Source organism: Streptomyces sp. NPDC017936 (genome assembly GCF_044328485.1).
Classification (GTDB): Bacteria; Actinomycetota; Actinomycetes; order Streptomycetales; family Streptomycetaceae; genus Streptomyces.
Map to the genome: position 1 here is coordinate 242,382 of NZ_JBIRHK010000013.1, position 18,830 is coordinate 261,211.

The window sequence follows — 18,830 nt, forward strand, 5'->3', positions numbered from 1 at the left end:
CCGGACGGGAGCCGCCGGGCCTCCGGGCGGGGCGCGGTGCTCCTGGGCGGGCGCGGTGCTCCGGGGCGGGGGGCGGTCCGGGGCGCGACGCGGCGGGCGCGGGCGGGAGGTCCGCCGTCAGCCCAGGGCCGTCACCAGGTCCCCGGCCGCGAGGGGCGTCAGCCCGCAGCCGTCGACCGGGCCCGGCAGCAGCCGGTACACCTCCCCGCGGGCGCGCTCCGGCGCCACGCCGCCGTGCACCAGCGCGAGGAACACGTGCCGGCCGGCGGCGGCCGCGGCGGCCAGTTCGTCGGCGCCGGCGCCGGCGGGCTCCGGCCGCTCCCGCCGCTCCGGCGCGTCGAGCGCACGCACGCGTGCCGCGAACGCCGTGTCGGCCTCGCCGTCGCGCCGGACGTAGTGCCACAGCTCGTCGCCGTCGTCCACGCCGCCGCCGGGTCCGGACCCGCGCCGGACCACCGCGACCTCGTCCGAGCGCGCGGCGGCGTGCCACACCGCCAGGTCCCACAGCGTCGTACGGCCGCAGGCGAAGTACTGGTACAGGTCCCGCCCGGCCCGGCCCAGGTCGGCCGCGTGCCGGCGCACGCTGTGGTAGCCCTCGGCGGCCGAGAGGTGCAGGTCCGTCCACAGGAACGTGCGGTGGAGCAGGTCCACCACGAGCGGGACGTGGACGCGGGAGTCGCCGACCAGGTCGTAGCGCTGGCGCACGGTGCGCGGGTCGTACGAGGCGTCGCGTGCCTCCTCGGCGGCCGAGGGGAGCGTCATGAAGCCGGCGAAGGCGTCGAGGAGCCGCTCGAAGGCGATGTCGTTGAAGCTGAGGACGACGGGCAGCGCGTACCGCACGCCGTGCTTCCCGAGCGAGGTGAGGTCCAGGTCGACGTACTCGGTGGCGCCGTGCGGCGCGGGCGCCGACGTCAGGTCGCCGGAGTGCACCGCCCACCGGTCGCCGTGGACGAGGCTGGTGTAGTCGCACAGGCCGGCGAACTCCCAGTCCCCGTCGTACAGCGCCACCGACAGGTCGAGGTCGACGCGGGTCTTCGCGGGCTGGGTCCAGTGCAGGAACAGGCGCATGACCTCGCCGTCGGGCAGCGGCTGCGTGCTCCCGCGGGGCACCGCGACCAGGGCCTTGGTGTCGGCGCGCTCGGTGGCCGGCACCGCGAGGCCGGTGAGCTGCGAGTCCAGCACGGCCAGTTCCACGCGCGGCGCGGCGGCCGTCCGGCGCACCGCCTCGGCCTCCAGCAGCGCGCACACCGCGCGCGTCACCGCCGGCGCCAGCGGGGCGCGGGTGTCGTCGACGGTGTACGCGTGCGTGACCCGGCCGCGCGGGAAGAACACCCGGCGCTCCACCGGTCCGTGACGGATCCTCAGCCGCCCGAGCGCGGCCAGCAGCGGCGCCGGGCCCGCCTGGGGCAGCACACGGCGCAGCACGTCCGCGAAGTCCTCCGGCAGGACGTCGAGGGGGCGCAGCCGCAGCAGGTGGTCGAGGCGGCGCAGCAGCTCGCCGGGCCGTCGCGCCAGCAGCTCCAGGGCGCCCTCGGCGTCCTTCTCGGCCAGCGCCTGCTCGACGCGGGAACTCCAGGTGACGGCACGCAGCCGGGGGCCGTCGACGCGTACGGCTCCGGGGTGCGCGGCGGCCGTCCGCAGCAGGGCCTCGCCGAGCGCCGTGCCCGGGGCGCCCGCACCGTCCCCCGCCGCCCGCGAGACGTCCGTCCCGCGCAGTACCGCGAAGGCCGCCGCGGCCTTCGGATGCCGCTCGTGCCCCTCGTAGGGGTGCAGCGTCTCCCCGGCCCGCTTCCACAGGACCGGATGCCGCAGCACGTCCTCCACCAGCGACGGCGCGGGCAGGCCGTCGAGCACCGCGAGCAGCCGGCGGCGCAGCCCGCGCGGCAGCGACCGCAGGCGCGGCGGGTCGATCAGGTCGGCCTCGCCGCCGGACCACACGCACAGCAGCCGCAGCACGTCCGTCGCGGTCGTCAGGTGCCGGTCGAGCAGCTCCAGCGCGTCGGCGCGCCGTTCCCGCGCCCGCAGCATCCGCCCCAGCACCAGGGCCTTCGTCCCGCGCACCGGGACGTCCCGCGGGAACCACTCCGTCCCCGCCGGCGCGTGCGCCAGCAGGACCACCAGGTCCTCCCGGTCCCGCGGCGGCAGCGGCGTGCGCCGGGCCAGCAGCGTCCGCAGCGCCGTGACGGCGTCGGCGCGCGCGTCCCGGCCCAGGGCGAGCAGCCGCAGCGGGCCCACGGACGTCTCGCGCGCGTGCCGCGGCGGAGCCGGCTCCAGGAAGGGGTCGGCGGGGTCGACACGACGGTGGCAGAGGGGGCAGCCGGAGTAGTCGGCGCCGTCCCAGCACTCCCGGCACACCAGGTGCGCGCACGGCGACACCGCGTGCACGCTGCCGACCGTGCCGCACAGCACGCACGGCTGCTTCGGCCACTGCAGCAGCAGGGTGAAGACCCGGTCGATCCACAGCTGGAACGTGTCGTCGGGCACGGAGGCGGGGAAGTTGCGGAACAGCGGCATGTGCGTCCGGTCGGCGCCCAGTTCGGCGTCGATGTGCCCGATCAGCTGTCGTCCGGCGTCGGCCAGCCCCGCGGGCCCCAGCCACGCCAGCGCCGCCCGCAGCGGCGCGTTCGGCGCGAACCCCCGGTCCAGCAGCTCGGCTTCGAGCGCGACGAGGCCCTCGTCCGTCGAGGGGTCCCCCGGCCGTGGCCCGGCCTGGTCGACGTAGACGGTACGGAGACGGCGGAGCAGCACGGACGCGAGTACGGACAAGCGGAATCCCCCGGAACGCGTGTGAGAGGTCCCCGGACACAGCGGGGCGGAAGGCCGGTCGAGAACGGGGGCGGAGAGTGGGCGCGCTACGGATGCGTCGGAAGAGAGAAGGAAGCACGCGGCGGAGCCGCCCCCGTGACGAGAAAGGTAGGCGGCCCCGCGGGCGGCCGCCACTCGTTTATTCCGGGGACGTGGTCCCGGGACGTCCTCCGGAACGTCCTCCGGAACGTCCTCCGGAGCGTTCTCCGGGACGGCGGGGCGGACGCCGCGCGGGCCGGGCGCCGGAGTGCGATCCTCTGTCCCGTGACGGCACCGCATCAGGAACCACCCCACGCCGAAACCCACGACGGCAGCCTCGGATCCCGCCTCAACCGGCTGCGCGCCGCCGTCCTCGGCGCCAACGACGGCATCGTGTCCACCGCGGGCCTCGTCGTCGGCGTGGCCGGTGCGACGGACGACCGTTCGGCGCTGCTCACGGCCGGTCTGGCCGGACTGCTGGCGGGGTCGATGTCGATGGCGGCGGGGGAGTACGTGTCCGTCTCGGCCCAGCGGGACTCCGAGAAGGCCGCGCTCGCCGTGGAGAAGCGGGAACTGCGCGAGCAGCCGGCCGCCGAGCTCGAGGAGCTGACCCGGCTGCTGGAGGAGCGGGGCCTGAGCCGGGAGGTGGCCGGGGAGGCGGCCGCCCAGTTGACGCAGCGGGACGCGCTGAGGGCCCACGCGCGCGTGGAGCTCGGCATCGACCCCGACGACCTCACCGACCCCTGGCACGCCGCCTGGGCGAGCTTCCTGGCGTTCATGGCGGGCGCCCTGCTGCCCCTTCTGGCGATCGTGCTTCCCCCGGCGCCCTGGCGGCTGCCGGTGACCGTGGTGTCGGTGCTGGTCGCGCTCGGCTGCACGGGGTGGAGCAGCGCGCGGCTGGGGGCCGCGGCGCCGGGACGGGCCGTCCTGAGGAACGTCGGGGGCGGGGCGCTGGCGATGGGGGTGACGTACGCGGTGGGGGCCCTGCTGGGGGCGGCGGGGGTGTGAGGCCGGTCCGGCGCCCTCCCCCGGCGGCGCCGGGTTCACGCCCGCCCGCGGCCCGCCCGGCGTGCCGAAGTCCCCTCTCGGCGCGCGGGAGCCGCCTCCCAGCGTGCCGGATCCGTGCCCCACGGTCCCGGCGGCCGCGCCCAGTCGCCCGGTCCGCCGTCGAAGGACACGGGCGGCAGGGCGTACCGCAGCCGCCCGATCCGGCTGCCGGTCTCGCCGAGCCAGGCCCGCGGACCGTCGTAGGGCGCTCCGGTCTCCCCGGCCCCCGGCCGCACGCCACGCGCCGGCACGTCCGCCGTCCCCGGCCGCACGTCCCCCGCCGGCACGTCCCCCGCTCGCGCCCCCGCCGTCAGCCAGGCCGCCGTCCGCGCCAACGCCAGCCGGACGACCGCGCCGCGCCCCCGCGCCGCCCGCTCGGTGAGCGCGCGCAGGACCGCCGCCGCCAGCAGGTAGCCCGTGCCGTGGTCGAGGGCCTGGGCCGGCAGCGCGCCGGGCCGTTCGGCCGTCCCCTCGATCGCCGCGACACCGGTCGCGGCCTGGACGAGGCTGTCGAAGCCGCGCCGCCCGCCCCACGGCCCGTACGCCCCCCACGCCGACAACTGGGCCACGACCAGCCCGGGGTGCCGCTCGGCCAGCGCCTCGGGCGCGAGGCCGAACCGGTCCAGGGCGCCGGGCCGGTACCCCGTCACGACGACGTCCGCCGAGGCGAGCAGGTCCTCGAACGTCCGCCGGCCGGCGGTGAGGTCCAGGACCGCCGACCGCTTCCCGAAGCCCGTGTCGGCGTGCTGGTCGGGCAGCTCGGGCAGGTGGGGGGCGTCGACGCGCAGGACGTCCGCCCCCAGCAGGGCGAGGACGCGGGTGGCGACCGGGCCGGCGATGACCCGCGTCAGATCCAGCACCCGCAGTCCCGCGGCGGGCAGCAGGGGGGCGCCCTCACCCCGGTCGGGGAGCGGCGGGAGGGCGCGCGCGTGCGGGGTGTCCGCCCGCGCGCGCTCGACGAGCGGCCGCCGGGCGAGCTCCGCCGCCTGCTCGTGCGCGGCCCACTCCCCGGGCGTGCGCAGCGCGACGGCCAGGCCCCCGGCCGCGGACACCGTCCGCTCCACCTCCAGCGCGGAGCGCCCGGCGAGGGCCGCCGCCACGGCGGCCGGGTCGCCGCAGGCGCCGGCCGGGCCCAGGGCCCGGAGCAACCGCTCCCGGTGATGGGGGTAGTTGGCGTGCGTGCGCACCCATCCGTCCGCCGTCCGCCAGAACCGCGACAGCGGTGCGAAACCGGTCGGCGTCCGCCCGTCGACGAGCAGGTGGCGCTCGCTGACGAACGCCGTGGCCACCGCCCCGTCGTCCACCCGCACCCGGGGCACCTCCGCGAGCCCGGCCCGCCGCGCCCCCAGCTCGGCGCCGGCCAGCGCGCACGCGCCCACACAGGCCCGCGCCAGCTCCCGGACCGGGAGCCGCGCCGCCAGGGCTCCCTCGCGCACGACCGTCTCCACGCGCGGGAGGAGGGCGGGACCGCCCCCCAGTTCCGACCAGGCGAACTCGATGTCCCTCATGACGGCACTATGCATGACCGATCGGAACCGGCACACGGATGACGGGGAACCGGGCGCCGGGACGCCGCGCCGGGCGGGAAGGGGGAAGGGAAAGGGAAGGGAATGGGAAGGGCCGGACGGATGCCGTCCGGCCCTCGTGGAGACCCTCGCCCCCTTCGCCTACTTCACCGCGCGCAACGCGTTCACGACGCCGAAGCCGAAGAACCCGTTCACCCGCTTGCCGCCCGCGCACGTGGCGTCCACCACGCCGTCGCCGTTGCCGTCGTACGGCTCGGCCGGGCAGCCCGGGTTGTCCGCCTGCGCCTTCAGCAGCGCCTGGAGGGCCGCCGGGGAGGCCCACGGGTGCGTCGACTTCAGCAGCGCGGCCACGCCGGCGACGTGCGGGGACGCCATCGAGGTGCCCTGGAGGAAGCCGTACGCGTTGTTCGGCATCGTCGACAGGATGCGGCCGTTGGCCGACGGGGTGTCCGGGATCTGGTAGCGGTCGCCGCCCGGAGCCGCGACGTCGGTGACGCCCAGGCCGTAGCTGGAGTAGTACGACTTGGTGCCCTTGACGCCCGTCGCGCTCACCGTGACGACACCCGGCAGCTGGGTCGGCACGTCGAGGCAGGTGTGCGGGTCGACCGTCCGCGTCACCGGCGTGGTGTCGTCCGGGCTGCTGTCGTCGACGATCTCGTCCGCGTCCAGGTCGTGGTTGGAGTTGCCCGCCGAGGCGACGTTGAGCGTGCCCTTCTTCTGGGCGTACAGCTGCGCCCGGTTGACCGCGTCGACGATGGCCTTCTGGTCGGGGTCGTCCATGCAGTTGTACAGCCACGGGTCCACGTAGTAGCTGTTGTTCGTGATCTCGACGCCGTGGTCGGCGGCGAACACGAAGGCGCAGACGACGTTCTCCGGGTAGAAGAGGCCGTCCTTCGGGTCGCTCACCTTGATGCTGGAGACCTTCACGCCGGGCGCGACACCGGCCACGCCGATGCCGTTGCGCGCCGCCGCGATCTCGCCGGCGACGTGCGTGCCGTGGTAGTCCTCGGCGGTGTACGGACGCCAGGCGCCCTCGGCGGTGTCCGCGACGCCGCCCACGCAGTTGGCCGACTGGGACGCGGAGAAGTTCGGGGCGAGGTCCGGGTGGGTGTCGTCGACGCCGGTGTCGATCACGGCGACCGTCACCTTCCTGCTGCCCGGGTTGATCGCGGCGGCCTGGTCGGCGCCGATCGCCCGCAGGTCCCACTGGTCGGCCTCGAGGGGCTCGCTCTCGCCCGCCGCCGCCGACGCGCTCGCCGTCCTCGCGGCGTCCGCCGTCGACAGCAGCTGCGCCGCGCCCTCGTCGGTGGTGCCGGCGAGGCTCAGCGGCGCGGTGCGGGTCGCACCCGCCGACTGCACCCCGCGCACCGCCCGTATGGTCGGGCCGAAGTCGGGGTTCGCCGAGTGCACGACGAGCACGCCGATCTTGTCGTACGCCGCGGTGACGGTGCCGCCGGCCGCGGCGACCGCCTTCTTCACCGAGGCGATCGTGCGGTGGTCCACCTTCGTGTTGACGACGTACGCCAGGGTGCCGGCGTCGGCCGCCTGCGCGGCGGGGGCCGTGGCCGGGGCCGCCGAGGCCGCCGTCGGCAGGAAGCCGAGCGAGGCGGTCAGCGAGAGCACGACGGGCACCGCGAGGGCGAGGCGGCGTCTGGAAGGCAGATGAGCCATGGGGTCTCCACATCATCCGGAAACGAGACCGGCCCGCGACGCCGGTAGCGCGTGGGCAGGTACATGACGGGTGGTGCTCGCCCGAAACTATCTTCCTGACTCGCCGGCCAGCAATGACCTACCGCGACGACTTCCGGAAGAACCGGCCGAAGTCCGCTCGCGAGAACCCGGCGAGGACCCCCGCCGGCCCGGCGGATCCCGCCCGGAGGACCCGTCGACGGCGTCGGAGGGAAACCCGGCGACGACTTCCGAAACAACCCGATCGGGTTGAACCGGGGGTGGTGCGCCGCCGTGACCTTGGGCAGGGAGCCCGAGGACGATCGAGCACCCGCGTCCACCCGCCGTCCGAAACGCGAGGAGACTCCGTGGCCACCGAGACACCGCCACCCTCGAAGACCGAAACCCGACTCCCCTCCACCGAGGAGTTCGTCGCGGTGCAGGAGAGCCCGGAGTTCGGCGAGCTGCGCCGCTCCCACCGCGCCTTCGCCTTTCCGCTGACCGTCGCCTTCATCGCCTGGTACCTGCTGTACGTCCTGCTCTCCAACTACGCGGGCGACTTCATGGGCACCGAGCTGTTCGGCAACATCAACGTCGCCTTCGTCCTCGGCGTCGCCCAGTTCGTCACCACGTTCCTCATCGCCTGGTGGTACGCGCGGCACGCCGCCGCGAAGCTCGACCCCAAGGCCGAGGCCATCAAGTCCCGGATGGAGGGCGGCGCATGAGCCCCGCACAGCACACCTTCCTGGCCGCCAACGAGGCCAGCGAACACCGGCCGCTGATCATCACCCTGTTCGCGGTGTTCGTCGTCGCGACCCTCGTCATCACCGTCTGGGCGGGCCGCCAGACCAAGGACGCCGCCGACTTCTACGCGGGCGGCCGCCAGTTCAGCGCCTTCCAGAACGGCCTCGCCGTCTCCGGCGACTACATGTCGGCCGCGTCCTTCCTCGGCATCGCGGGCGCCATCGCCCTCTTCGGCTACGACGGCTTCCTCTACTCCATCGGCTTCCTGGTCGCCTGGCTGGTCGCGCTGCTCCTGGTGGCCGAGCCGCTGAGGAACTCCGGCCGCTACACCATGGGCGACGTCCTGGCCTACCGCATGCGCCAGCGCCCGGTCCGCACGGCGGCCGGCACCTCCACCATCGTCGTCTCGATCTTCTACCTGCTGGCCCAGATGGCCGGCGCGGGCGTCCTGGTCTCCCTGCTGCTCGGCATCACCTCCGACGCCGGCAAGATCCTGATCGTCGCCCTCGTCGGCGTCCTGATGATCGTGTACGTCTCCATCGGCGGCATGAAGGGCACCACCTGGGTCCAGATGGTCAAGGCCGTGCTGCTCATCGGCGGCACGATCCTCATCACCTTCCTGGTGCTGCTGAAGTTCGACTTCAACATCTCGGACCTGCTCGGCAAGGCCGCAGAGAACAGCGGCAAGGGCGCCGCCTTCCTGGAGCCCGGCCTCCAGTACGGCGCGACCGGAACCTCCAAGCTGGACTTCATCTCCCTGGGCATCGCCCTGGTGCTCGGCACGGCCGGCCTGCCGCACATCCTGATCCGCTTCTACACCGTCCCCGACGCCAAGGCCGCCCGGAAGTCCGTCAACTGGGCGATCGGCATCATCGGCGTCTTCTACCTGATGACCATCGCGCTCGGCTTCGGCGCCGCCGCACTGATCTCGCAGGACGAGATCATCGCCTCCAACCCGTCCGGCAACACGGCCGCGCCCCTGCTCGCCCTCCACCTCGGCGGCGTCGACTCGACCTGGGGCGCCATCCTGCTCGCCACGATCTCGGCGGTGGCCTTCGCGACGATCCTCGCCGTCGTCGCCGGACTCACCCTCGCCTCCTCGTCGTCCTTCGCCCACGACATCTACGCCAACGTCATCCGCAAGGGGAAGGCCACGGACAAGGAGGAGATGAGGGCGGCCCGCTGGGCGACCGTCTTCATCGGCATCGTCTCCATCGGCCTGGGCGCGCTCGCCCGCGACCTCAACGTCGCCGGCCTGGTCGCCCTGGCCTTCGCGGTCGCCGCGTCCGCCAACCTGCCGACCATCCTCTACAGCCTGTTCTGGAAGCGGTTCACCACCCGGGGCGCCCTGTGGTCGATCTACGGCGGCCTGATCGTCGCCGTCGGCCTGGTGCTCTTCTCACCCGTGGTCTCCGGCGACCCCAAGGCGATGTTCCCCGACGTCGACTTCGCCTGGTTCCCGCTGAAGAACCCGGGCATCATCTCCATCCCGTTCGGCTTCCTGATGGGCTGGCTCGGCACCGTCCTGTCCAAGGAGGAGCCGGACGCCGGCAAGTACGCGGAGCTGGAGGTCCGGTCCCTGACCGGCACCGGCGCCCACTGACGGACACCCCTCCCCGGCCGTGGGGGGGGGGGGGGGCCCCCGGGGGGCCGCCCCCCCCCCCCCCCCCCCCCCCCCCCCCCCGCGCGCCGGGGGGGGGGCCCCCCCCCCCCGCCCCCCGCCCCGGCCGCGTCCCACGTCGTGGGACCGGGCGCTGTCGTTGTCGGCGCCGTCACGTAGGCTCGCCGGTGACGGAACTCATGCGATCCGCTACGAGGGAGGGGGCCCAGTGCTCATCGACACCTACGGCCGGGTTGCCACCGACCTGAGGGTCTCGCTGACCGACCGCTGCAATCTGCGCTGCACGTACTGCATGCCCGAAGAAGGCCTGCAGTGGCTGGCCAAGCCCGACCTGCTCACGGACGACGAGATCGTCCGCCTGATCGACATCGCGGTCCGCGTGCTCGGCGTCGAGGAGGTGCGCTTCACCGGCGGCGAGCCCCTGCTGCGCCCCGGCCTCGTCGGCATCGTCGAGCGGGTCGCCGCCCTCGCCCCCCGCCCCCGGACGTCGCTGACCACCAACGGCATCGGCCTCCGGCGCACCGCGACGGCCCTGAAGGCCGCGGGCCTGGACCGGGTCAACGTCTCCCTCGACACGCTCCGCCCCGACGTCTTCAAGACCCTCACCCGCCGCGACCGCCACCAGGACGTCCTCGACGGCCTGCGGGCCGCCCACGAGGCGGGCCTGACCCCGGTGAAGGTCAACGCCGTCCTGATGCCCGGGCTGAACGACGACGAGGCACCCGACCTGCTGGCCTGGGCGCTGGAGCACGACTACGAACTGCGCTTCATCGAGCAGATGCCCCTCGACGCCCAGCACGGCTGGAAGCGCGAGGGCATGGTCACCGCCGGGGACATCCTGGCCTCCCTGCGCACCCGCTTCGAGCTGACCCCCGAGGGCCAGGAGGCACGCGGCTCCGCCCCGGCCGAGCGCTGGCTGGTGGACGGCGGACCGCAGCGCGTCGGCGTCATCGCCTCCGTCACCCGCCCGTTCTGCTCGGCCTGCGACCGCACCCGGCTGACCGCCGACGGCCAGGTCCGCACCTGCCTGTTCGCCCGTGAGGAGACCGACCTGCGGGCGGCCCTGCGCTCCGGCGCCCCCGACGAGGAGATCGCCCGCATCTGGCGCCTGGCGATGTGGGGCAAGAAGGCGGGCGCGGGCCTGGACGACCCGTCCTTCGTCCAGCCGGACCGCCCCATGTCGGCGATCGGCGGCTGAGGCGGCCCCTCAGCCCTCCCGCACCTCCCACTCCGCCAGCAGGACCACGTCCTTCAAGAACCCCCGCACCCCGAGGAACTGCGACAGGTGCTCGCGGTGCTCGTCGCAGGCGAGCCAGGTCTTGCGCCGCTCCGGCGTGTGGATCTTCGGGTTGTTCCACGCCAGCACCCACACGGCGTCGGCACGGCAGCCCTTGGCGGAACAGATCGGCGTCTCGTCAGTCACAGGTTTCGTCCCACAGGTGCGCACAAAAGGCGACGCCGAGCAGCCACGGGGGGAGCTGCCCGGCGTCGGTCCGTCGCTCCGACGGGGGATGCGGAGCGCGTACGAAGTATGTCATGGGTCACCTGCCCGACGGGACCGGAACCACATGATTGATCTGAGCTTTTCCTGAGCTCGGCGCACAGCCCCCGCACGGCCGGCTCACGGTCGCCGCTCGGCGGGACCGGCCCCCGCGTCCCTCCGCGCGGATTCCGCGAAGCGCTCCTCTTCGGGGCCGGACGCGCCCGGGGCGTCCTGCGCGCGCGGCGGTTCGATCACCGGCCGCGCCGGCGGGGCGACGAACGTCGAGGGGAGCCCCGGCGCGTTCTCCCGCCCGGCGTTGGCGATCACCACCGCGATGTACGGCAGGACCAGCCCGAGGACCAGCGCCACCAGAGCCACATGCCGTTCCACGTTCCACAGCACCGCCGCGAGGATCACCGACACCGTACGGATCGACATCGAGATCACGTACCGCCGCTGCCGGCCCCGCACGTCCTCCTGGAGCCCCTGACGGGCCCCAGTGATCCGGAACACCTGGACGTTGCCGCCGCCACCCTGCTTCCGCATCACGTTCCACCATCCGCCCGCATCGAACTCTCCCCCGCACCCACGGTACGCCGCCGTTCCACCGCGTTCGAGACCGGGTCGCGTCCCCCCTCGCCGGGCGCTCTGCGCCGTACCGCGTACGGCCGTACCCGACATGCGCCGTACGGCGTACGGATCCAGACTGGGGGAGACGCCGGCGTCGAGCCGTACCGGGAGGCAGTCATGGGCTGGTTGTGGGCGATCATCGTGGGATTCGTGCTGGGCCTGATCGCCAAGGCGGTCATCCCGGGGAAGCAGCACAGCCCGCTCTGGCTGACCACCATCTGCGGCATCCTGGGCGCGATCGTCGGCAACGCGGTCGCCCGCGGCTTCGGCATCGACGAGACCCCCGGCATCGACTGGGGCCGGCACATCTTCCAGCTGATCGCCGCGATCATCATCGTGGCGATCGGCGACATGCTGTACATGCAGACGCTGGGCAGGAGGAAGCAGCAGCGGCGGGTCTGACCCCGCGCGCCGTGCCGGAGCGCCCGAAGGGGCGCGGGGCCGTGCCGCGGCACGGCCCCGCTCAGGACCGGTCACCCCCCGGCCGCGGCCGGGTCCTCGTCACCCTTCCGGCGGCACCGGCCGCCGTCCGCGCGGGTCCGCGTCACACGCCCTGGCTGACGGAGCTCATGTTGAAGTCCGGCACCCGCAGCGCGGGCATCGCGGCCCGGGTGAACCAGTCGCTCCACTCCCGGGGCAGCGTCTTCTCCGTGCGCCCGGCCTCCGTCGCCCGGCCCAGCAGGTCCACCGGGGACTCGTTGAACCGGAAGTTGTTGACCTCGCCGACGACCTCGCCGTCCTCGACGAGGTACACGCCGTCCCGGGTCAGCCCGGTGAGCAGCAGGGTGGCCGGGTCCACCTCGCGGATGTACCACAGGCAGGTCAGCAGCAGCCCGCGCGCGGTGCCCGCGACCATCTCCTCCAGGGAGCGGTCGTCCCCGCCGTCCAGGATCAGGTTGTCGCCCGCGGGGGCCACCGGCAGCCCGGTCAGGGCCGCGCTGTGCCGGCTGGTCGCCAGGCGCCTGAGCTCGCCCCCGGCGATCCACTCGGTGGCCCCGATCGGCAGCCCGTTGTCGAACACCGACCGGTCGCCGCCGGAGGAGTGCGCGACGACGAACGGCGCCGACTCCAGCCCCGGCTCGGCGGGGTCGCTGCGCAGGGACAGCGGCAGCCCGGTCAGCTTCTCGCCGAGCCGGGTGCCGCCGCCCGGCTTGGAGAACACGGTCCGCCCCTCGGCCGCGTCCCGGCCCGACGACGACCACAACTGGTAGATCATCAGGTCCGCGACGGCGGTCGGCGGCAGCAGCGTCTCGTACCGCCCGGCGGGCAGCTCGATCCGCCGCTCCGCCCAGCCCAGGCGTACGGCGAGCTCGGCGTCGAGCGCCGCCGGGTCGACGTCCCTGAAGTCCCGGGTCGACCGGCCCGCCCACGCCGAACGGGTACGGTCCGGCGACTTGGCGTTGAGCTCCAGCGTGCCGTTCGGCTGGTCGTGCCGCAGCCGCAGCCCCGTCGACGTGCCCACGTACGTCGACACCAGCTCGTGGTTGGCGAAGCCGTACAGCTCCCGCCCGCCCGCCCGCGCGCGGGCGAACGCCTCACCCAGGGCCGGAGCGAAGTCGGCGAACACCGCGGACGTGGTCTCGGCGGGCGCCTGCGTGAACCCGGGCGACTCCGCGGCGCCCGTGACCAGCGGCTGCGCGTCCTCGGCGGGGCCGGCCCCGTGCGCGGCGGCCTCGGCGGCCCGCACCAGCGGCTCCAGCTCGTCGGCGGTCACGGCCGCCCGCGAGACGACCCCGGACGCGGTGCCCTCCTTGCCGTCCACCGTCGCGATCACGGTGAGGGTGCGCGAGCGCGTCACGCCGTTGGTGGTGAGCGCGTTGCCCGCCCACCGCAGGTTGGCGGTCGACTGCTCGTCGGCGATGACGACGCAGCCGTCGGCCCGCGACAGCTCCAGCGCCCGCTCGACGACCTCGTGCGGCTTGTTCGTGGGGGCGCTCATCGGCCGGCCTCCTGGGTGGTGTTCAGAATGTTGACGCCCTTGAACAGGGCGGACGGGCAGCCGTGCGAGACGGCCGCGACCTGTCCCGGCTGGGCCTTGCCGCAGTTGAAGGCGCCCCCGAGGACGTAGGTCTGCGGGCCGCCGACGGCCGCCATGGAGCCCCAGAAGTCGGTGGTCGTCGCCTGGTAGGCCACGTCCCGCAGCTGCCCGGTGATCCGCCCGTTCTCGATCCGGAAGAAGCGCTGCCCGGTGAACTGGAAGTTGTACCGCTGCATGTCGATCGACCAGGACCGGTCGCCGACGACGTAGATGCCCCGGTCGACGCCCCCGATGAGGCCTTCGGTGGACAGGCCCGCCGGGTCCGGCCGCAGCGACACGTTGGCCATGCGCTGCACCGGCACGTGGCCGGGGGAGTCGGCGAACGCGCACCCGTTGGACCGCTCGAACCCGGTGAGCCGCGCGATCCGCCGGTCCAGCTGGTAGCCGACGAGGGTGCCGTCCTTCACCAGGTCCCAGGACTGCGCCTCGACGCCCTCGTCGTCGTAGCCGACGGTCGCCAGGCCGTGCTCGGCGGTGCGGTCGCCGGTGACGTTCATCAGCTCCGAGCCGTACCGCAGCTTGCCGAGCCGGTCGAAGGTGGCGAACGAGGTGCCGGCGTAGGCGGCCTCGTAGCCCAGCGCGCGGTCCAGCTCGGTGGCGTGCCCGATGGACTCGTGGATGGTCAGCCACAGGTTGGACGGGTCCACGACGAGGTCGTACAGGCCCGGCTCGACGCTGGGCGCCCGCATCTTCTCGGCCAGCAGCTCCGGGATCCGCTCCAGTTCCTCGTCCCAGTCCCAGCCGGTGCCCGTCAGGTACTCCCAGCCCCGCCCGGCCGGCGGCGCGATCGTCCGCATCGAGTCGAACTCGCCGCTGGACTCGTCGACCGACACCGCCTCCAGCACCGGGTGGAGCCGCACGCGCTGCTGCGTGGTCACCGTGCCCGCGGTGTCCGCGTAGAACTTGTTCTCGTGGACGGTGAGCAGCGAGGCGTCCACGTGGTTGATCCCGCCGGCCGCGAGCAGCCGCGCGCTCCACTCCGTGAGCAGCGCCGCCTTCTCCTCGTCGGGCACGGTGAACGGGTCGATCCCGTACGACGACACCCACGTCTTCTCGGCGTGCACCGGCTCGTCGGCCAGCTCCACCCGCTCGTCGGCCCCCGCCGCCCGGATCACCTGCGCGGACAGCTTCGCCATCGCCACGGCCTGCGAGGCGACCTTGGCCGCCGCGTCCATGGTCAGGTCCACGCCCGACGCGAACCCCCACGTCCCGCCGTGCACCACGCGCACCGCGTACCCGAGGTCGGTGGTGTCCGACGAGCCGGCCGGCTTGGCGTCCCGGAACCGCCAGGACGCGCTGCGCACCCGCTCGAACCGGAAGTCCGCGTGCTCCGCCCCCAGCGCACGCGCGCGGGCGAGCGCGGCGTCGGCCAGGGCGCGTAGGGGGAGTGCAAGGAAGGACTGATCGATGTCATGGGGCACGGTGGGAGAGATCCCTTCGGACGCTTGCCTGTGGTGACCGTCGGAGGCAGTGAACCACGTCTCGCTCCTCGGGCTCTCCCGAAAAGGCTGGAGCGTGAGGACGGGAAACCACCGGCGAGAGGAGGGTGGCGGGACAGCAGGGTGGATCAGTTGCGTGGTCCGTCTTCCGGCGAGGGGGTCTGCTTCCCGGACGGGGCACGCGGCCGAGCGAACGTAAGTGATCAAGGGGGCCGACCGACCTATGGACGTCTTCGGTGTCCACCATGACCTCATCGCCGAGTACGAGGCGTTCACCAGCTCCCTCGTCGCCTGACCCGCGTCATCCCGGCCGGAGGCCCGCCGAAGCACCCGACCGCACCGGCGACCAAGAAGAAGCAGCGTGGCAAGTCCACACCCGATACCGTCTCCTCCACCTCGTCCCCTACGCCCCCGAACGCGTCGCCTTCGACCCGCGTCCGGTCACCGCCGACGCCCGTCCGGACCTCCTCCCGGCCCTCGTGCACGCCTTCGTCTCCACCGCCGAACGCGCCCTGCTGCACGGCGTCCTCCACGACTGCCGGGAGACGCGCGACACGCTGCCCGTCGTCCGGGGCCGCATCCGCCACGCCGACCAGCTCCGCCGAAGGCCGGGCGTCCCCGTGCCCCCGGAAGTCGCCTACGACGACCACACGCCCGACACACCGGAGAACCGTCTCCTCCTCGCCGCCGCCTCCTGCGCGTGCCCGGCCTCGCCCCGGCCGCGCGCTCCGCCCTCCAGCGCCTCACCGCCCGGCTCGACGGAGTCCGGCTCCTGCCCGCCGGGGCACCGGCACCCCGGTGGACCCCCGGCCGGCGCAACGCCCACGCCCTCGTCCTCGCCGAACTCGTCCTGCGCGGCGCCTCCTGCGAACTCGGCGACGGCCGCGAGATCGCCGTCGACGGGATGCTCGTGACCATGTGGCGCCTCTTCGGGGCCTACCTGGCCCGTGCCGTCGGCGAGGCCCTGCGCCTGCGCATCGGAGGCAGACCCGAGCCGCGGGACCGGAACTTCTCCCTGGACGTCGCCGACCGGCACGTCCCCGAGCCCGACCTCGTGCACTACCTGCCGTCGCCGCGCGACGGGACGATGCGCCAGGCCGTGGTGCTCGACGCCAAGTTCAAGACCAGACCGCAGCGGGGCGACCTGTACCAGATGACCGCCCACTGCGTACGCCTCGGTCTCGCCGAAGGACATCTCGTCCACGCCTCCGGCAGGCCCGGAGCCGTGGAGGTGCCGGTGGGGGAGGGACGCCTGAGGATCTGGCGGCACGTCGTCGACCTCTCACGTCCCTGGCGGGACCTGGCCTCGGACACCGACGCTCTCGCCGAGTCGGTCGACACCGCGCGCAGCACGGGGTCGCAGGGAAACGGCCGCGGCGGCCGGATGTAGGTACCCTCAGAGGTATGTACGCACAACCCGCCTGCTGTGAGGGGAGCGCGGTATGAGCACCATCTCCGTCCGCGAGTTCTCGTACAACCCCAGCGCGGTCTTCGCCCGCGTCGAGAAGGGTGAGTCGATCCAGGTCACCCGGCACGGCAACGTGATCGCGATACTGTCACCGGCCGGCAGTCCCATGGAGCGGTACGCGCACCTGGTGGCGCAAGGGAAGATCAAGCTGAAGCCGGTCACCGCCGCCGACCGCCACAGCATGCCGCACTACGAGGTGCCGGAAGACATCGATCCCGTGGCGCTCCTGCTGGCCGAGCGCGAAGAGGACGACCGTTGATCTACATGGACACGTCCGCGCTGGTCACCTGGATGACCCGGCGCAGTCACTGGGGCGCGATGGACGCCTTCCTCCAGGAACGGGCCACGGAGCCGCTCGCCACCAGCACGCTCGGCTTCGTGGAGACCGTGCGGACCCTGGACCTCATGGGGCACTTTCCGAAGGCCATGGAGGACCTGGACGCCCGGATCACCGAGATTCTCCTCACCCGAGAGGTGCGCGACACGGCGGCTCTGCTGGTCGGACGCCTGAGGACGCTGGACGCGATCCACGTGGCCAGCGCTCTCTCCCTGCGGGACGACCTGACCGGCCTGGTGACCTACGACCGCAGGATGCTCGAGACCGCTCGCGCCGAAGGGCTGTCGGCTCACGCACCGGGCATGGCCGACTGACCCGCGGTGCGAACTGTAGGAACCCCACAGGAGGCCACGGGAGCCACTGTCGGTGCCCGAATGCTCCGGGACGGACCGGGACCGATAGGTTTCACGAGGAAGCCGCCTGTCGTCCAAGCGTCCGGCGGTTGTGTCAGATCCCTAGGGAAAGGGTGATCCGTTGAGCCGCTCGGTTCTCGTCACCGGAGGAAACCGGGGCATCGGCCTCGCCATCGCCCGAGCGTTCGCCGACGCCGGCGACAAGGTCGCGATCACGTACCGCTCGGGGGAGCCGCCGGCCGGCTTCCTCGCCGTCAAGTGCGACATCACCGACCCCGAGCAGGTGGAGCAGGCCTACAAGGAGATCGAGGACGCGCACGGTTCCGTCGAGGTCCTGATCGCCAACGCCGGCGTCACCAAGGACCAGCTCCTGATGCGCATGTCCGAGGAGGACTTCACCTCGGTCATCGACACCAACCTCACCGGCACCTTCCGCGTGGTCAAGCGTGCCAACCGCGGCATGCTGCGCGCCCGGAAGGGCCGCGTCGTCCTGATCTCCTCGGTCGTCGGCCTGCTCGGCTCCGCGGGTCAGGCCAACTACGCCGCCTCCAAGGCCGCCCTGGTCGGCTTCGCGCGCTCCCTCGCCCGGGAGCTGGGATCGCGCAACATCACCTTCAACGTCGTCGCGCCCGGTTTCGTCGACACCGACATGACCAAGGTGCTCACCGACGAGCAGCGCGCGGGCATCGTCTCGCAGGTGCCGCTCGGCCGGTACGCGCGGCCGGAGGAGATCGCCGCGACGGTGCGGTTCCTCGCCTCGGACGACGCCTCGTACATCACTGGAGCCGTCATCCCGGTTGACGGCGGACTGGGAATGGGTCACTGATCACCATGAGCGGAATTCTCGAGGGCAAGCGCGTCCTGATCACCGGTGTGCTGATGGAGTCCTCCATCGCCTTCCACACCGCCAAGCTGGCCCAGGAGCAGGGTGCCGAGATCATCCTGACCGCGTTCCCGCGGCCCACGCTGACCGAGCGCATCGCCAGGAAGCTGCCGAAGCCCACCAAGGTCATCGAGCTCGACGTGACGAACGACGAGCACCTCGGCCGCCTCGCGGACATCGTGGGCGAGGAGCTCGGCGGCCTCGACGGCGTCGTGCACTCCATCGGTTTCGCCCCGCAGGACGCCCTCGGCGGCAACTTCCTCAACACGCCGTTCGAGTCGGTCGCCACGGCCATGCACGTCTCGGCGTACTCCCTGAAGTCGCTCACCATGGCCTGCCTGCCGCTGATGCAGAACGGCGGCTCGGTCGTCGGTCTCACCTTCGACGCGCAGTACGCCTGGCCGCAGTACGACTGGATGGGCCCCGCCAAGGCCGCCCTCGAGGCCACCAGCCGCTACATGGCGCGCGACCTGGGCAAGCAGAACATCCGCTGCAACCTCATCTCGGCGGGTCCGATCGGCTCCATGGCCGCGAAGTCCATCCCGGGCTTCGGCGAGCTGGCCTCCGTGTGGGACTCCCGCTCCCCGCTGGAGTGGGACCTCAAGGACCCCGAGCCGGCCGGCCGCGGTGTCGTCGCCCTGCTGAGCGACTGGTTCCCGAAGACCACGGGCGAGATCATCCACGTCGACGGCGGTCTGCACGCCATCGGCGCCTGATCCCCGGTCCGGTCCCCGACGCCCCGTCCCCGCACCGCGGGGGCGGGGCGTCACCCGTTCGGCCTACCAGGCCGGGCGGGCGCCGAGCCCGAC

At 73.5% G+C, this 18,830-nt stretch carries 17 protein-coding genes and 1 pseudogene; 11 read left to right on the plus strand and 7 right to left on the minus strand.

What is annotated here, in order from left to right; translation table 11 throughout:
• Nucleotides 1–117: 117 nt before the first annotated feature.
• Complete coding sequence (locus ACH4F6_RS26555; RefSeq protein ID WP_397962845.1) at nt 118–2,766, minus strand: MXAN_6230/SCO0854 family RING domain-containing protein; 2,649 nt, start codon at nt 2,764–2,766, stop codon at nt 118–120.
• A gap of 303 nt (nt 2,767–3,069) precedes the next feature.
• On the opposite strand from ACH4F6_RS26555, the gene ACH4F6_RS26560 reads away from it, so the two are divergent.
• On the plus strand, nt 3,070–3,792 hold the full coding sequence (locus ACH4F6_RS26560; protein ID WP_397962846.1) for a VIT family protein: 723 nt from the start codon (nt 3,070–3,072) through the stop codon (nt 3,790–3,792).
• Between the two features lie 35 nt (nt 3,793–3,827).
• On the opposite strand, the gene ACH4F6_RS26565 is transcribed toward ACH4F6_RS26560, so the two are convergent.
• Nucleotides 3,828–5,339: a CoA transferase gene (locus ACH4F6_RS26565; RefSeq protein WP_397962847.1), complete on the minus strand. Its 1,512-nt coding sequence runs from the start codon at nt 5,337–5,339 to the stop codon at nt 3,828–3,830.
• Between the two features lie 159 nt (nt 5,340–5,498).
• Nucleotides 5,499–7,028 carry a S8 family peptidase gene (locus ACH4F6_RS26570; RefSeq protein WP_397962848.1) on the minus strand — a complete coding sequence of 510 codons (1,530 nt, stop codon included), beginning with the start codon at nt 7,026–7,028 and terminating at the stop codon, nt 5,499–5,501.
• 365 nt (nt 7,029–7,393) lie between these two features.
• Between ACH4F6_RS26570 and ACH4F6_RS26575 the strand changes: the two genes are divergently transcribed.
• The 3 genes from ACH4F6_RS26575 to moaA all read left to right on the plus strand — a co-directional run bounded on the left by ACH4F6_RS26575 (nt 7,394) and on the right by moaA (nt 10,588).
• A complete protein-coding gene (locus tag ACH4F6_RS26575) occupies nt 7,394–7,750 on the plus strand; it encodes a DUF485 domain-containing protein (RefSeq protein ID WP_397962849.1) in 357 nt (118 codons plus the stop codon).
• Entirely contained in the window at nt 7,747–9,372 is a 1,626-nt protein-coding gene (locus ACH4F6_RS26580) for a cation acetate symporter (RefSeq protein ID WP_397962850.1), read from the plus strand. The genes ACH4F6_RS26575 and ACH4F6_RS26580 overlap by 4 nt, the downstream gene beginning before the upstream one ends.
• Before the next feature lie 226 nt (nt 9,373–9,598).
• Nucleotides 9,599–10,588 (plus strand): GTP 3',8-cyclase MoaA, encoded by a 990-nt coding sequence (moaA, locus tag ACH4F6_RS26585; protein WP_397962851.1) that lies wholly within the window; start codon nt 9,599–9,601, stop codon nt 10,586–10,588.
• Nucleotides 10,589–10,597: 9 nt separating this feature from the next.
• Here the strand turns inward: moaA and ACH4F6_RS26590 are convergent, their stop codons facing one another.
• Both ACH4F6_RS26590 and ACH4F6_RS26595 read right to left on the minus strand, forming a co-directional pair.
• A complete protein-coding gene (locus ACH4F6_RS26590) occupies nt 10,598–10,813 on the minus strand; it encodes a hypothetical protein (protein ID WP_397962852.1) in 216 nt (71 codons plus the stop codon).
• Between the two features lie 198 nt (nt 10,814–11,011).
• Nucleotides 11,012–11,419: a DUF3099 domain-containing protein gene (locus tag ACH4F6_RS26595; protein ID WP_397962853.1), complete on the minus strand. Its 408-nt coding sequence runs from the start codon at nt 11,417–11,419 to the stop codon at nt 11,012–11,014.
• 201 nt (nt 11,420–11,620) lie between these two features.
• On the opposite strand from ACH4F6_RS26595, the gene ACH4F6_RS26600 reads away from it, so the two are divergent.
• On the plus strand, nt 11,621–11,905 hold the full coding sequence (locus tag ACH4F6_RS26600; protein ID WP_397962854.1) for a GlsB/YeaQ/YmgE family stress response membrane protein: 285 nt from the start codon (nt 11,621–11,623) through the stop codon (nt 11,903–11,905).
• 142 nt (nt 11,906–12,047) lie between these two features.
• On the opposite strand, the gene ACH4F6_RS26605 is transcribed toward ACH4F6_RS26600, so the two are convergent.
• Complete coding sequence (locus ACH4F6_RS26605; RefSeq protein WP_397962855.1) at nt 12,048–13,442, minus strand: metallopeptidase TldD-related protein; 1,395 nt, start codon at nt 13,440–13,442, stop codon at nt 12,048–12,050.
• Nucleotides 13,439–14,962 carry a TldD/PmbA family protein gene (locus tag ACH4F6_RS26610; protein WP_397962856.1) on the minus strand — a complete coding sequence of 508 codons (1,524 nt, stop codon included), beginning with the start codon at nt 14,960–14,962 and terminating at the stop codon, nt 13,439–13,441. The genes ACH4F6_RS26605 and ACH4F6_RS26610 overlap by 4 nt, the downstream gene beginning before the upstream one ends.
• A gap of 497 nt (nt 14,963–15,459) precedes the next feature.
• Here ACH4F6_RS26610 and ACH4F6_RS26615 point away from each other — a divergent pair.
• The 6 genes and pseudogenes from ACH4F6_RS26615 to fabI form a co-directional block, all read left to right on the plus strand.
• Nucleotides 15,460–15,624 (plus strand): annotated as a pseudogene (locus ACH4F6_RS26615) (restriction endonuclease); the annotation flags it as partial.
• A 56-nt stretch (nt 15,625–15,680) separates the two neighbouring features.
• A complete protein-coding gene (locus ACH4F6_RS26620; protein ID WP_397962857.1) occupies nt 15,681–16,370 on the plus strand; it encodes a hypothetical protein in 690 nt (229 codons plus the stop codon).
• A 52-nt stretch (nt 16,371–16,422) separates the two neighbouring features.
• A complete protein-coding gene (locus ACH4F6_RS26625; protein WP_397962858.1) occupies nt 16,423–16,707 on the plus strand; it encodes a type II toxin-antitoxin system Phd/YefM family antitoxin in 285 nt (94 codons plus the stop codon).
• A 5-nt stretch (nt 16,708–16,712) separates the two neighbouring features.
• Nucleotides 16,713–17,099 (plus strand): type II toxin-antitoxin system VapC family toxin, encoded by a 387-nt coding sequence (locus ACH4F6_RS26630; RefSeq protein ID WP_397962886.1) that lies wholly within the window; start codon nt 16,713–16,715, stop codon nt 17,097–17,099.
• A 160-nt stretch (nt 17,100–17,259) separates the two neighbouring features.
• Nucleotides 17,260–17,964 carry a 3-oxoacyl-[acyl-carrier-protein] reductase gene (fabG, locus tag ACH4F6_RS26635; RefSeq protein WP_397962859.1) on the plus strand — a complete coding sequence of 235 codons (705 nt, stop codon included), beginning with the start codon at nt 17,260–17,262 and terminating at the stop codon, nt 17,962–17,964.
• A 5-nt stretch (nt 17,965–17,969) separates the two neighbouring features.
• Complete coding sequence (fabI, locus tag ACH4F6_RS26640; RefSeq protein WP_391035376.1) at nt 17,970–18,737, plus strand: enoyl-ACP reductase FabI; 768 nt, start codon at nt 17,970–17,972, stop codon at nt 18,735–18,737.
• The last annotated feature ends 93 nt before the right edge of the window (nt 18,738–18,830 follow it).

Excerpts from the sequence above, each read along its gene's own strand:
- ACH4F6_RS26625 (WP_397962858.1), top strand. The coding sequence starts at position 16,423 with ATGAGCACCATCTCCGTCCGCGAGTTCTCGTACAACCCCAGCGCGGTC.
- ACH4F6_RS26565 (WP_397962847.1), bottom strand. The coding sequence starts at position 5,339 with ATGAGGGACATCGAGTTCGCCTGGTCGGAACTGGGGGGCGGTCCCGCC.
- ACH4F6_RS26605 (WP_397962855.1), bottom strand. The coding sequence starts at position 13,442 with ATGAGCGCCCCCACGAACAAGCCGCACGAGGTCGTCGAGCGGGCGCTG.
- ACH4F6_RS26580 (WP_397962850.1), top strand. The coding sequence starts at position 7,747 with ATGAGCCCCGCACAGCACACCTTCCTGGCCGCCAACGAGGCCAGCGAA.
- ACH4F6_RS26600 (WP_397962854.1), top strand. The coding sequence starts at position 11,621 with ATGGGCTGGTTGTGGGCGATCATCGTGGGATTCGTGCTGGGCCTGATC.
- fabI (WP_391035376.1), top strand. The coding sequence starts at position 17,970 with ATGAGCGGAATTCTCGAGGGCAAGCGCGTCCTGATCACCGGTGTGCTG.
- ACH4F6_RS26595 (WP_397962853.1), bottom strand. The coding sequence starts at position 11,419 with ATGCGGAAGCAGGGTGGCGGCGGCAACGTCCAGGTGTTCCGGATCACT.
- ACH4F6_RS26570 (WP_397962848.1), bottom strand. The coding sequence starts at position 7,028 with ATGGCTCATCTGCCTTCCAGACGCCGCCTCGCCCTCGCGGTGCCCGTC.
- ACH4F6_RS26630 (WP_397962886.1), top strand. The coding sequence starts at position 16,713 with ATGGACACGTCCGCGCTGGTCACCTGGATGACCCGGCGCAGTCACTGG.